At 61.8% G+C, this 12,517-nt stretch carries 12 protein-coding genes; 8 read left to right on the top strand and 4 right to left on the bottom strand.

What is annotated here, in order from left to right; all coding sequences use genetic code 11:
• Positions 1-135 precede the first annotated feature (135 nt).
• Complete coding sequence (locus AC3WLT_RS29555; RefSeq protein WP_492595221.1) at positions 136-453, bottom strand: ArsR family transcriptional regulator; 318 nt, start codon at positions 451-453, stop codon at positions 136-138.
• A gap of 21 nt (positions 454-474) precedes the next feature.
• A complete protein-coding gene (locus tag AC3WLT_RS29550) occupies positions 475-1,914 on the bottom strand; it encodes an aminotransferase-like domain-containing protein (protein WP_492595191.1) in 1,440 nt (479 codons plus the stop codon).
• A gap of 169 nt (positions 1,915-2,083) precedes the next feature.
• Between AC3WLT_RS29550 and AC3WLT_RS29545 the strand changes: the two genes are divergently transcribed.
• Positions 2,084-4,399, top strand: a complete 2,316-nt coding sequence (locus AC3WLT_RS29545) for an FdhF/YdeP family oxidoreductase (RefSeq protein WP_492595190.1) — start codon at positions 2,084-2,086, stop codon at positions 4,397-4,399.
• A 4-nt stretch (positions 4,400-4,403) separates the two neighbouring features.
• Here AC3WLT_RS29545 and AC3WLT_RS29540 read toward each other — a convergent pair whose 3' ends face one another.
• On the bottom strand, positions 4,404-4,907 hold the full coding sequence (locus AC3WLT_RS29540; RefSeq protein WP_492595189.1) for a M48 metallopeptidase family protein: 504 nt from the start codon (positions 4,905-4,907) through the stop codon (positions 4,404-4,406).
• Between the two features lie 400 nt (positions 4,908-5,307).
• Here AC3WLT_RS29540 and AC3WLT_RS29535 point away from each other — a divergent pair, with 400 nt between their 5' ends.
• From AC3WLT_RS29535 to AC3WLT_RS29520, 4 genes are all read left to right on the top strand, one after another.
• Positions 5,308-5,577: a hypothetical protein gene (locus AC3WLT_RS29535; RefSeq protein ID WP_492595188.1), complete on the top strand. Its 270-nt coding sequence runs from the start codon at positions 5,308-5,310 to the stop codon at positions 5,575-5,577.
• 263 nt (positions 5,578-5,840) lie between these two features.
• On the top strand, positions 5,841-6,056 hold the full coding sequence (locus tag AC3WLT_RS29530) for a hypothetical protein (RefSeq protein ID WP_492595187.1): 216 nt from the start codon (positions 5,841-5,843) through the stop codon (positions 6,054-6,056).
• A 270-nt stretch (positions 6,057-6,326) separates the two neighbouring features.
• On the top strand, positions 6,327-6,536 hold the full coding sequence (locus tag AC3WLT_RS29525) for a hypothetical protein (protein WP_492595186.1): 210 nt from the start codon (positions 6,327-6,329) through the stop codon (positions 6,534-6,536).
• 265 nt (positions 6,537-6,801) lie between these two features.
• The gene (locus AC3WLT_RS29520; RefSeq protein ID WP_492595185.1) at positions 6,802-7,194 is read left to right on the top strand and encodes a hypothetical protein; all 393 of its coding nucleotides are present in this window, start codon (positions 6,802-6,804) and stop codon (positions 7,192-7,194) included.
• 137 nt (positions 7,195-7,331) lie between these two features.
• Here the strand turns inward: AC3WLT_RS29520 and AC3WLT_RS29515 are convergent, their stop codons facing one another.
• Positions 7,332-8,000, bottom strand: coding sequence for a DUF2968 domain-containing protein (locus tag AC3WLT_RS29515; RefSeq protein ID WP_492595220.1), 669 nt, complete (start codon positions 7,998-8,000; stop codon positions 7,332-7,334).
• 407 nt (positions 8,001-8,407) lie between these two features.
• On the opposite strand from AC3WLT_RS29515, the gene AC3WLT_RS29510 reads away from it, so the two are divergent.
• The 3 genes from AC3WLT_RS29510 to AC3WLT_RS29500 all read left to right on the top strand — a co-directional run bounded on the left by AC3WLT_RS29510 (position 8,408) and on the right by AC3WLT_RS29500 (position 12,495).
• The gene (locus AC3WLT_RS29510) at positions 8,408-9,637 is read left to right on the top strand and encodes a helix-turn-helix transcriptional regulator (protein ID WP_492595184.1); all 1,230 of its coding nucleotides are present in this window, start codon (positions 8,408-8,410) and stop codon (positions 9,635-9,637) included.
• 450 nt (positions 9,638-10,087) lie between these two features.
• On the top strand, positions 10,088-11,410 hold the full coding sequence (locus AC3WLT_RS29505; RefSeq protein ID WP_492595183.1) for an MFS transporter: 1,323 nt from the start codon (positions 10,088-10,090) through the stop codon (positions 11,408-11,410).
• A complete protein-coding gene (locus AC3WLT_RS29500) occupies positions 11,407-12,495 on the top strand; it encodes a class I SAM-dependent methyltransferase (RefSeq protein WP_492595182.1) in 1,089 nt (362 codons plus the stop codon). The genes AC3WLT_RS29505 and AC3WLT_RS29500 overlap by 4 nt, the downstream gene beginning before the upstream one ends.
• The last annotated feature ends 22 nt before the right edge of the window (positions 12,496-12,517 follow it).

The following is a 12,517-nucleotide window of genomic DNA, read 5'->3' as shown; positions in this document are numbered from 1 at the left end:
CCATAACGCGGGCTGTATTTTGGTACGCGCGAAAACATGTTCGATTTCTTCGAATGAGTCCATGCGTCTTAAACTTTCGTCCCTGCTACGCGCCGCTGCTGCTCGCCGTTACGCTCGCGCCCGGCCGGCTTCGCCTCAGTGGATCGGCGGCGCCGGGTCGGCCTGCGCATCGTCAGGATCGTCAGGCGGCTCGGCGCCACCGAACAACGCCGCGCATAAGCCGAGACCGGTCTCGCTCAGACGGGCGGTGCCCGTCCCTTCCTCGTTGAAGGTGGTGTCGACGAGGCCGCCGTCGACCAGCGCCGTCAACTGCCGCCGCAAGCCGCTCATCGGCACGGCCGCCTGCTTCGACAGCCTGGCGAGCGACCACGCGCCGCCAGGCGTCTCCTGATGCGCGCGCCACAACTGTGCCAGCACGGCGACCAGCACCGGGTCGATTTCGTCGTCTTCCACCATGAGTGTCTCCTTGTTTTCTCAAGCCATCCGCGCCACGAGTTCGCCCAGGATCTTCAGCGCCGCTTCGATCTGCGCTGTCCACGGATAGCTGTAATTGAGCCGGATGAAATGGCGAAAGTCGTTGCGCATCGAAAACATCATGCCCGGCCCGATCGTGATGCCGCGCGCGAGCGCCGCCTGATAGAGCCGCATCGAATCGACGCGTTCCGGCAACTCCACCCACAGCACGTAGCCGCCTTGCGGCGTCGAGGTCCGTGTGCCGGCGGGAAAAAACCGCTGCACCATCGCCGTCATGATGCTCGCCTGCTGCCGGTAGACCTTGCGCACGTGCCGCAGATGCCGGTCGTAGCCGTCTTGCCGGAGGTAATCCGCGACGGCGACTTGCGGCACCGAAGGCGTGGTCAGCGTGTTGAGAAACTTCAGTTTCTCGACCTGCGCGCGGTAGCGTCCCGGCATCGCCCAGCCGATCCGGTACGACGCGGTCAGGCTTTTCGAAAACGACGCGCAATGCAGCACCAGCCCTTTGCTGTCGTAGTTCTTCAAGGTCGAAGGCCGGGTCTCGCCGAAGTACAGTTCCTGATAGACATCGTTCTCGATCACCGGAATTTCGTGCGCGGCGAGCAGTTCGACCAGTTGCTGCTTGCGCACGTCCGGCATGCGGAAACCCAGCGGATTCTGGAAGTTCGGCATCACCATGCAGGCGGCGATCTTCTGCCTCGCGATGGCCTGGGCGAGCGCCTCGATATCGATGCCGTCGACCGGATGCGTCGCCACTTCGATCGCGCGCATGCCGAGACGCTCGATGGCGTGCAGCATCGCGTAATAGGTCGGCGATTCGACGGCCACCGTGTCGCCCGGTTTGGCCACCGCCTGCAAGCTGAGGTTGATCGCCTCGGTCGCGCCGAGCGTGATGACGATTTCGTCCGGATCGACCGGCACGCCGTTTTCCGCGTAGCGGCGCGCAATCTGGCGAATCAGTTCGGGGTTGCCGGGCGGCAGGTCGTCGATCAGGTTCCAGCTCGCGTGACGCCGCGCAATCGCATTCGCGTACTGGTTGATGCGCCGCCACGGGAACAGCGACGGATCGGGATACGGCGAGCCGAGCGGCACGGCGTCGTGCGCGCGGATGCTGCGCAGCGTCGCCAACACCAGCCGGCTCACGTCGACGGCAGCGGCCACCGGCGGCGTTGGCGCGGCGGCTTTGCGGCCTGGCCGCGCCCCGTCGAGCCCCGCAGCCGTAACGGTGGTCACGGCGTCGCGCACGAAATAGCCCGACTGCGGCCGCGATTCGACCATCCCGCGGCTTTCCAGCAACGCATACGCGTGCAGCACGGTCTTGATGCTGACGCCGTGCTGCTGGCTCGCCTGACGCACCGACGGGATCCGCTCACCGGCCGCGAAGACGCCGCGGCGCACGGCTTCGGTCATTTCGTCGGCGAGTTTTTCGTACAGTTTCAAGGACCTGGCTCAAACAAACGCGTGGGCGGGAGCGCCAGTCTATGACAAATATCGACCAACTGTATCCCTCCGCTTCCCAATTTTCTGTATGCTGCACTGCTTTTGGAACACAGTAGGCTTGCATCCATCGGCCTATCAGCCTTGTCAAAGCCGCTCCGGCGGCAAAATCATGAAGAAACCCGAAGCTCGCATCGAACCGTACACGCACCCGGCAGCCGGCTGGGGCGCGCTCAAGTATGTCGCCATCAATCTCATCAAGGAAAAGGTGACGGGCGGCAACTACCGCACGCTGCTCAAACAGAATCAGCCGGACGGTTTCGACTGCCCCGGTTGCGCATGGCCGGATCGTGAACACGCGTCCACCTTCGAATTCTGCGAAAACGGTGTCAAGGCAGTGGCCGCCGAGGCGACCAGCAAGCGTGTGACGCCGGCGTTCTTCGAGGAGCACACCGTCGCCGAACTGATGACGCAATCGGATTTCGAGCTCGAACAGCACGGCCGCCTGACCGACCCGCTCGTCTACGACGCCGTCCGTGACCGTTACGTGCCGATCGGCTGGAATGAAGCCTTCGACCTGATCGCCGATCACCTGAAGCGCCTCGACCACCCCGATCGCGCCGCCTTCTACACCTCGGGCCGCGCCAGCAACGAGGCCGCGTTTCTGTACCAGTTGTTCGTGCGCATGTACGGCACCAACAATTTTCCCGATTGCTCGAACATGTGCCACGAAGCGACCAGCCGCGGCCTGCCGCATACGGTCGGCGTCGGCAAGGGCACGGTCACGCTCGACGATTTCGAACATACCGACACCCTGCTGCTGTTCGGCCAGAATCCGGCGACCAACCATCCGCGCATGCTCGGCGAGCTGCGCGAGTGCGCGAAGCGCGGCGCCACCATCGTGTCGATCAACCCGCTGAAGGAGCGCGGGCTGGAGCGCTTTGCGAGCCCGCAGAATCCGGTCGAAATGCTGACGCTCGGCAGCACGAAGATCAGTTCGGTGTTCATCCGGCCGAAGGTCGGCGGCGATTTTGCGCTGATCAAGGGCGTCGCCAAACGTGTGATCGAGCTCGACGACGAAGCGCAGCTGTCCGGCCTTGAACGCGTACTCGACGTCGCGTTCATCGCCGAACATACGGTGGGCTTCGCGGCGTTCGCCGATGACCTGCGCGCCGAAAGCTGGGACACCATCGTCGCCGAATCGGGCGTGCCGTTCGACGAGGTGCTGAAGCTCGCCGACATCTACGTGAAGGGCCGCGCGGTGATTTCGACGTGGGGCATGGGCCTCACACAACACAAGAATTCGGTGCCGACGGTGCAGTTGCTGTCGAACCTGATGATGATGCGCGGCAATATTGGCCGCCGTGGCGCGGGCTTGTGCCCGGTGCGCGGGCACTCCAATGTGCAGGGCGATCGCACGGTCGGCATCGAGGAAAAGCCGACCCAGGCGTTTCTGGACCGGCTCGGCGAAGTTTACGATTTCGAGCCGCCGCGCGAACACGGCCTCGACGTCGTCAACACAATCCAGGCGATGCTCGACGGCCGGGTGAAGGTGTTCATCGGCCTCGGCGGCAACTTCTCGATCGCGACGCCGGACACGCCGCGCACATGGGAGGCGATGCGCTCGTGCGACCTGACCGTGCACATCACCACCAAGCTGAACCGAAGCCACCTCGTGCATGGCCGCGACGCGCTGATTCTGCCGACGCTCGGCCGCACCGAGATCGACTTGCAGAATGGCGTGGCGCAAGGCGTGAGCGTCGAGGATTCGATGAGCATGGTGCACATCTCGTACGGCATGAACAAGCCGGCCTCGGAGAATCTGTTGTCCGAGATCGCGATCGTCGCGCGGATGGCGCACGCCACACTGGGCAGCGCGAAGGTGGACTGGCTCGCGCAGGCCGCCGACTATGCGCTGATCCGCGACGGCATCGCGCAGGTGATCGACGGCTTCCAGGATTACAACGAACGGCTCAAGCACCCGGGCGGCTTTCATCTGGGCGTGGCCTCGCGCGAGCGGATCTGGAATACGCCGAGCGGCAAGGCGCAGTTCATGGTGCATGCGATTGCCGTCGACACGCCGATTCACCGCGCGCGCGAAGAGCACGGGGAGCGCCTGATGACATTGATGACGACCCGTTCGCACGATCAGTACAACACGACGATTTACGGCCTCGACGATCGTTATCGCGGCGTGTATGGCCAGCGCCGCGTGCTGTTTGCCAACAAGGACGACCTCGCGATGCTCGGTTTCGTGGCCGGTCAGCGGGTGGATATCACGAGCGTGTGGGCGGACGGCATCGAGCGTCGCGCAGATGGTTTTTTGCTGGTGGAGTACGACATTCCGCGCGGTTGTCTGGGCGCGTATTACCCGGAGACGAATCCGCTGGTGCCGCTGTCTTCTGTCGCCGATGGCGCGGGAACGCCGACTTCGAAGTCGATTCCGGTTTTGTTGAGTGCCTCTGCTGCGGAGGCTGTCGCCGCTTGACAGGTCAGGTCGGGTTTCTCGTGAGATCCCGGTGCGTCAGGTAAAGGCGCAGGTCGAATTCGAACTGGTGGTAGCCAGGTTGCATGAACTCGCAGAGACGGTAGAACGCCTTGTTGTGGTCGCTTTCTTTCAGGTGGGCGAGTTCGTGCACGACGATCATTTTCAGGAATTCCGGCGCCGTCTCCTTGAATAGCGAGGCGATGCGGATTTCCTTTTTTGCTTTGAGTTTGCCGCCCTGCACGCGGGAGATGCTGGTGTGAAGGCCCAGTGCGTGACGCACGACATCGAGCTTGCTGTCGTAGATCACTTTGTCGATTGCGGCTGCACTGCGCAGGTGTTCGCGCTTCAACTCCGCGCAGTAGTCATAGAGTGCGCGATCGGTCTGCACTTCGTGTCCGTTCGGATATCGCTCGGCCAGGTACGCGCCGAGCTGCTGGCCGGCGACCAGCTTCTGGACTTTTTCCTGTAGCGATGCCGGGTAGCCGGTTAGGTATTTCAATGGCTTCATAGTGGTCTGGTTGCGCGTGGCGCGTGGGGTTCCAAAACCTGCGCAGAGCAAATTATTGCACCGCCCGGCTCCTATGCAGGCGGTTGGCCAATATAGGGTTTACACCAATCAAAATATGCAAAAGGCACGCCGTAATACATGCTGACTTCATCCATGCCGTGACGGCGGGTCGGACATGAAAAAGCAAACGTTTGCCCCAAAACTGTGGCTGCCATTACTCCAAGGGCTTGCCTGTCTGACCGCGACCACGGGATTCGACGCATGGTTGTTGCGTCAGGTGCATCGAACCAGCAGAGCGTCGGTATTCAATCGTGATGGCGGGTTTTAAGGCGGCCCGGGAGGCACGATTCCAGATGCTTCTGGGCTGACATCGTTATCAGCCCGCAGAGGAAAGTCCAACATGTTCGACGCCGAAATTGCCGCGACGCTCCTGAACCGATGGGACCGTAAACGTGCGTGCCCAGGAGACCAGTCGCCGCTGGACCTCTTGCAGGAAGGCAAGCTGCATTTCAGGCATCAAGGCGGCGATGTCCACGCAGACGATACTGCCGCAGACTGGCGGCTTCGCGTTGAATGCCTGACGTTCGCTGACGGCTCCCGTGCCTTGCGCGTCGCCGACGCGGGTGGACAAAGCGGCTGGACGCGGTGGACGGCTGCCGAGCCGGTCTGAAAGCGCGAAATGAGCCCGCGGATAGACCATGTCGACACCCCGTAGTCTCATTCTGCGTTGGCTTTGCGTCCTCGCCTACGTCCTGACGGTGATATGGCTCAACTACTTGTAGCGCGTGTTGCATCACAACCGATGCCCGAGCGCCGCCAACGTCGCACCGGGTGATGTGAACTGCCATATGTATTCCGAACGAGGTGTCGGCTCCGGAACGACGACAGCCGATGCGACATTCCAGCTTTAGAGGATCACGGAAGGAGACGGACATGAACACAGTAAAGACCGAGATCGGGCAACTGGAGAAGGCGCTGAACGCGCTGGTTCGTCGCCCGCGACTGATCCGTCGTGACTACTGGATATCGCAGATCGAGGGCCTGCTAGGACGTCCCGGCCTGTCGGCGCAGGATCGACAACGACTCTGCGCGCTGCTCGACCTGCTCGGCACCCCCGTCGCGGAATGTAGTGTCCTGGTACCGCAGTGACGAGCGCCGCAAAGCTTTTGAGTGCCCGTCACGACGGCAAGCAAGGATCGTTTTCTTTGAAACCGGTCATCGTCACGACAACGCATTGATTCCCTGAACACGCCTGCCGCAGCTGCGTCAATGCTGCTGCGTCAATTGCTGCTGGTGTCACAGGTCAGAAATTCGCAGACAACCTTGCGCGCCGTCAGCCGTCGTCGCGTCGGCTGATTGCCTGCAGTGTCCGCGCGATTATTTACGGCGAACGCGTCTATTGAGCTTTCGGAAATCAACATGTTTAACGAGTCGAAATACGTATCGCTGATATACGAACAGGGCCTGGACCAGTGGATGCGCGCCTGGTACTCCGAAGCCGTCGAAGCGGAATTTATCCGCCCGCCGTATTATCCCGACCCTGTGACCGTAGGGCGTCTTCGGGGCTATTTCGACGCCGGCCTGTCGCCCGCCGATGCCGCCCTGGCGTGCTTCGGCCGCAAGCATTAAGGTAACCCGGCTATAGCTTCCATATCGGTAGCCCTGCCTGTACGAAAGGCAAAAAACGAACTGAACAATTCGGCGAATAGCCAACTCACCACACTCGTCATGCCCGCATGTGCGCCACCCCGACCGGCATCTTGCAAGCACCGCTACCGAGGCCAGATTTACACCGTCTGGCTAACGTCTCCCGTTCCGCCCGTTCCTCACCGGGTCGCATGACTTCGTCGAGAACAGGTTCCGCGGTCGCGCCTCTGGCGGACCTGTCGAGGGCATGCTGATGACGCACCTGCAACCGGACTGCAGCGACGGTTGCGTCGTGCCGCCACCAGGCGTCGTCACTGCGCTCAAAAACCTCTACATTGTTTCGAGCGCACTCGCGCAGCGCGGCACTTACGCTCAGGAAATCCGGGATTCTCAATGGCGGACAATGGCTCAACGGGCTCAAGAGGCAAAAACGGCGCTCGACCAGCATGGAGAGAGACCTGAAGCGCATGCGATTGTGCTGCTTCGACAGATGACAAACGTATGCCAGGGTCTTGTTGATCGGCACGCGGCCCGCCAGGAGATTCCCTTCGCCGTATGGCGCGAAGTGGGCAGGCTTGGACATGACGCTTACGAGTGGGTCAATCTGACCGCGCCCCGCCGGCGAGGTGCCGACGCATGAATCCCGCGCCATTCGTGCCGGCGTACCGTGCCGGGCTCAAAGCGGACCGGCTCGCGCAACGTGTCGCATCGGTAAGCGAATGCGACCCCGCGCGGCGAACCGGACGGGGTCGTGTTCCTGCAGGGGCCGGCTGAAAATCAGCGTAAGCCCGCCAAGCCGCTTTCCAACTGACTCTGAAGTTCGCGGACCTGCCGCTGCGCGGCCCGCAACTGGTCCTGCGCGGCGGCCTTCTGTTGCGCAAGCGAGGCGGCTTCGGCACGCGTCTGTTGCTGCTGGCTGTTGACGATGCTCTGCTGCTGACGCGCTACATCGAGGTCAGCCTGCAGGCGGTTCGCACGATCCTGCGACAGCGCAATCCTCCGCTCGGTGAACGCCTTTTGCGCCTCGAGCCGCGTGCGGCGGATTTCGACATCGGACAACTGCACGGTCCGGCGCACGAAGTCCTTATAGATCAGGTCGGCGCGCGTTTCGTCCTGCGTTTTGATAACGCGCCAGAAGTTCTTCTGCTGGAACAGCGCGACGTAGTAGGTCATTTCCTTGCCGTAGAACAGCAAGCTCGCGCCGTAGTTGCCGTTGTACGTCGTGCGCAGCTCGCTCGTGTCCGAACCGCGGATCATCTGTTGCAGCTCGGCGACGTTGCCGGCGGCGGATTGCTTCGCCTCGTCGGCTGTCAGCACACCGGCCTGTCCCTGCTGTTCTTGCGTCGTGGCCGGCAGTGCCGTTGCCGTGCCCGGCTGGGCAACGACGGCAGCGCTCGCGCCGCTGTCCGGCAAAGTCTGCGCATCCGCACTCTGCACGCCCCCCATCGCGACGAGTGCGATCATGGCGAGCTTCTGGGCAAAAGACGGTTTCATATGTTTTGCCAACCTCTCATATCGATAGCAACGAGCCGGCAAAATCGCCAACTCCAACTGGTGAAGCGAACCCCTGCTCGCCTGTTAACGGCAATTGTTCGGGAATGTTGAGGCGACAAACGGGAGATTGACGGGAAAAATCGAAGTGTGTCGGGTTCGACTGGCGAGCGTTCGGGGAGCTTCGATCTCACGGTTATCGGAGACCACTGCGAGCGGAACAGCTCGCATCAAGGAGGCGGGATCGCTCATCCGCGCTTTCGGGCGGTCAACGGCGTGCCGGCATCATGTCCTTCGCACGCTGTCGCCGAACTATAGTACCGATTGGCAGGGCTCCATCATTTGACGGGGATTTGCCGGTCATGCACATCCCGGAGCGCGCGCTTACTTTCATCGCGAATGCCACTGGTTTGGCAGACACGGAATGGGTGACGCGATCTGATCGGCGGGAGGAAGCCACGATGTCGTCCGAGAACGCGCTTTCGAAGCTTATCGCTGCTGTATATGACGCGGCGGTAGAACCGGATCGGTGGCCGCGCGCACTCGAACAGGTTGCCGCCTTGCTGGGCGCCATGCACGCGCATCTGTGGGCGGGAGACGCAAGGCAGCGGTTAGGGTCGATCGCCTGGGCAGGCGCCGAACCCGCGTTTGTGCAGGCGTACGAAGAGCACTACGTCCGGTCGGACCCATTCGCTTTGGCGCGGATGTGGTCGTCTGGCACGATTTTATCCGACGCGATGATGGGCCCCAGAACGGTGCTGGAGTACAGCGACTTCTTCCAGGACTGGGCGCGCCCACAGGGTATGCACACCGCTATCGGCGCGAACCTTGGCCTCGACGGTGGCAATGTCGCCGTGCTGGTGGCAACGCGGCGACAGCGTGATGGAAGCTTTGAGCGCGAGCAGTTCGACTTGCTCGCGGGCGTGTTGCCACATTTTCAGCGCGCATTGACGATGAACCTGCGGTTATGCGGAATGAGCGGCGGACAGCATGTGGCGTGTGCGGCACTCGACGCTTTGAACCATGGTGTGTTGATTGTCGAGGCCACCTGCCGCGTGATGTTCGCCAACCGCGTCGCGGAACAGATCTTGACGTCTGCGGACGGAATTGGGACAGGGCCGGCAGGATTGTTCGCAATGACCACGACGCTGACGAACAGGCTTCGCCTGCTGGTGGCTCAGGCCGCCGGGGCGGGCACAAAGCCGCCGACGGGCGGCGCACTCGCGCTTAGCCGCCCGTCCGCAACGCGTCCATATCGGGTGCTGGTTTCTCCTTTGCGCGCCGGCGCCGGCTGGGCGAGGATCGTGCCTCAAAAGGCTGTTGCGATGATCCTTGTCGTCGACCCGGAACGCGTGCCCGATAGTCCGGAACGGCAGCTGCGAACCCTCTATAACTTGACCCGCGTCGAGGCTCGGGTAGCGTGCGAAATTCATAAGGGCGCGAGTCTGAATGCAGTTGCCGAATTGCTTGACGTTAAGCCGTCGACCGTCCGGACACATCTGCATCACATATTTGAAAAGACGGAGGCGCGACGTCAATCCGATCTTGTGCGGCTGATCGAGCAAATGACGGTTGTGTCAGTCGATACTTGATTGCTCCGCGAAGTCAATCGATCGCTACGACATCCAGGTGTGCTTCCGACCAGGGTGGCCCAGACTTCGGCGGCGAAGCGCCAAAGCTGTGCACCGCATAGACAGGGTGCGGAATCCCTTTCCGTGCAGCGAGGAAGCCGGGGCCGGCAACATTGCACCGACCTCCATCAGGTGATGGAGGTGTACGTCGAAACGTTCAAATATTATTCCGGCAGAACCCGCACGAACGCTTCGCGAAACGCGCGAGTCTTCGACGGTCTTCGAACGACAAGAGGCCTTCGGAGCTTGCTCGCAAAACGATGCTTCACGCAGCTGGAGCGATCGCTTCTCGCGCGCGTTGACCAGCCACTTTGACCCGCCATTTAACGATGCACGCAACGTAAGCCATGTCTTGCACGAAGAGTGACGTACGGTGACGAAGAGTGGCCAATGGGCGAACAGGATAGGGAGATGACAAAGATGAACTCCGTTTCGGCTGTCGATGTTCAGGATTTCATAAATAGCCATGGCTTCGCCCGCTACCAACGGTTGATACTGACTCTTTGCTTCCTGGTCATCGCTATCGACGGTTTCGATACGGCAGCAATCGGCTATATTGCGCCTGCCCTCTCTTTAGAGTGGCATATTGCAAAGTCTTCGCTCGGTCCTGTTCTTGGCGCGGGGCTCCTGGGGCTCGCATTGGGCGCGATGAGTTCGGGCCCCATGGCCGACAAATTCGGTCGAAAGACCGTGCTGGTTGGGGCGGTCTTTTTTCTGGGCATGTCGTCTCTTGCGAGCGCCGCTTCGCGAAGCCTCGACATGCTTACCGTTCTGCGCTTCATAACGGGACTTGGCATCGGCGCCGCGATGCCCAGCGCAGCAACGCTCATGGCTGAGATTGTCCCCGATCACCATCGCGCCAAAGTCAATAACGCGATGTTTTGTGGATTCCCGTTGGGAGCCGCTGGAGGCGGATTTCTGGCAGCAGTCCTGATCCCCGTGACAGGCTGGCGCGGCGTGCTCGTTGTTGGTGGCGCACTTCCCATCGCGCTCGGCATTGCGCTCGTATGCCGGGTTCCGGAATCAGTCCGTTACATGGTGACCAAGGGAGTTGCTGCCGACCGGATTCACGAGATACTGAACCGCATCGCACCGGGTACGCTGACCGACGAGAAACGGTTCGTCATTGGCGAGGGGACCTTGAAAGCAGGTTCGGCGGAGGCCGTTAGAGTCGTGTTGGCCAGGCGCTTCATCGTCGGGACTCTCGTGCTTTGGACGGCCTATTTCATGGGGCTGGTCATGTTCTATTTACTGACCAATTGTCTGCCCATCTTGATCAACGATTCGGGCCTTAGCATCTCGCACTCAGCCCTCATTACGGCGCTCTTCCCGCTAGGGGGTGGAATCGGCGCCTTGGCCTCGGGCTGGCTGATGGATCGCTTCAATCCTTATGTCATAGTAGGTTCCTGCTTCCTGTCCTCCGGGATATTCACCATTTCCATCGGATACGGAGCGCCCGGTCTGGCCTCGCTGACGGGTCTCATTTTCGCGGCGGGTACCACGATGAACGGTGCCCAGGCTTCGATGTCGGCGTTGGCGGCAAACTACTACCCCACAAGGGCACGGGCAACCGGCGTGGCGTGGATGATGGGTGTTGGCCGGTTTGGTGCGATCGTGGGCGCTCTGGCTGCGGCGGAATTGCTCCGCCTGCATTACGGCCTGAACCAGGCTTTCATCGTGGCGGGGCTTCCGGCACTGGTCGCCGCTGCCGCGCTCTTCGCGAGATCTTTATGAATCAGCCGAAGACCATGTCGGGCGGCATGGAGGGCGAAGGGGCCTACAATCGTCACTCGACGCATCAGGCGGCGGGTGCCGCGATCGCCCTGCCTCATCTGCGGCAGGCGGTGGAGAACGTCCCGCTCGAACCGGACGACCAGCCGGTCGTAATCGCCGAATACGGATCGTCACAGGGCAGGAACTCGCTCGCCCCGATGCGTGTTGCGATAACCGCTGTGCGCGCGCGGGTTGGGCCGGCCCGGCCGATCCTCGTCTATCACGAAGATCTGCCAGTCAACGATTTCAGCGCGCTCTTCGAGTTGCTGGAGAACGATCCGGACCGGTACCTTCGCGACGATCCTCACGTCTTTCCATGCGCAATCGGTCGGTCGTTTTACGACAGCGTTCTGCCGCCGGCGTGCGTGCACCTTGCCTGGAGCGCGTACGCCGCGATGTGGTTAAGCCGTGTGCCGGTCCCAGTTGCGGGTCATATCTATCTGCCGTGCACGCAGGGTGCCGTGAATGCCGCGTTTCGCGAGCAGGCCGCGCGAGACTGGGAAACCTTTCTCGCTCTGAGAGCCCGAGAGCTGAGGCCGGGAGGCCGGCTTGTCGTGGTGCTGCCTGGAGCCGACGACGACGGGTATACGGGCTTTGAGACCCTCATGAACCACGCGAACGACGTACTGACCCAGATGGCCGCGGAGGGCGCGATCACGACCGGCGAACGTGCGCACATGGTACTGGCGACGTTTGCGCGCCCCGTGCGCGACCTGCTAGCGCCATTCGCGAACAACGGTGGGCAGTTTTGCAACCTGGTTGTCGAGCATTGCGAGTGCGTCGCGCGGCCCGACGACATCTGGGAGCGATACCAGCAACATCAGAATCGCACGCAAATGGCTAACGAGTACGCGGCGTTTCATCGCGCCACCTTCGTGCCATCCTTGCTGCTCGCGCTGAACCGCCCGGGTGACGAGCGAAGAAAGCGTACGCTCGGCGACCGCTTCGAACACTTGCTGACACAACGGCTGATGGCCGCCCCGGCGAAGCTCGACGCAATGGTCGAGACGTTTGTTTTTGCGCGGAATCGCGTCTGTATTGCTTGACTTTCGGGGAGAGTAATGCAGA

This window comes from Paraburkholderia sp. FW306-2-2C-D06C (genome assembly GCF_058781505.1).
The sequence above is the reverse complement of the archived record's forward strand: the minus strand, read 5'-3'. Positions and strand labels throughout refer to the sequence as shown.

What these genes read in the sequence shown, in the direction of transcription:
- AC3WLT_RS29545 (WP_492595190.1), top strand. Translation starts at nt 2,084, where the DNA reads ATGAAGAAACCCGAAGCTCGCATCGAACCGTACACGCACCCGGCAGCC.
- AC3WLT_RS29540 (WP_492595189.1), bottom strand. Translation starts at nt 4,907, where the DNA reads ATGAAGCCATTGAAATACCTAACCGGCTACCCGGCATCGCTACAGGAA.
- AC3WLT_RS29535 (WP_492595188.1), top strand. Translation starts at nt 5,308, where the DNA reads ATGTTCGACGCCGAAATTGCCGCGACGCTCCTGAACCGATGGGACCGT.
- AC3WLT_RS29530 (WP_492595187.1), top strand. Translation starts at nt 5,841, where the DNA reads ATGAACACAGTAAAGACCGAGATCGGGCAACTGGAGAAGGCGCTGAAC.
- AC3WLT_RS29525 (WP_492595186.1), top strand. Translation starts at nt 6,327, where the DNA reads ATGTTTAACGAGTCGAAATACGTATCGCTGATATACGAACAGGGCCTG.
- AC3WLT_RS29520 (WP_492595185.1), top strand. Translation starts at nt 6,802, where the DNA reads ATGCTGATGACGCACCTGCAACCGGACTGCAGCGACGGTTGCGTCGTG.
- AC3WLT_RS29515 (WP_492595220.1), bottom strand. Translation starts at nt 8,000, where the DNA reads ATGGGGGGCGTGCAGAGTGCGGATGCGCAGACTTTGCCGGACAGCGGC.
- AC3WLT_RS29510 (WP_492595184.1), top strand. Translation starts at nt 8,408, where the DNA reads ATGCACATCCCGGAGCGCGCGCTTACTTTCATCGCGAATGCCACTGGT.
- AC3WLT_RS29505 (WP_492595183.1), top strand. Translation starts at nt 10,088, where the DNA reads ATGACAAAGATGAACTCCGTTTCGGCTGTCGATGTTCAGGATTTCATA.
- AC3WLT_RS29500 (WP_492595182.1), top strand. Translation starts at nt 11,407, where the DNA reads ATGAATCAGCCGAAGACCATGTCGGGCGGCATGGAGGGCGAAGGGGCC.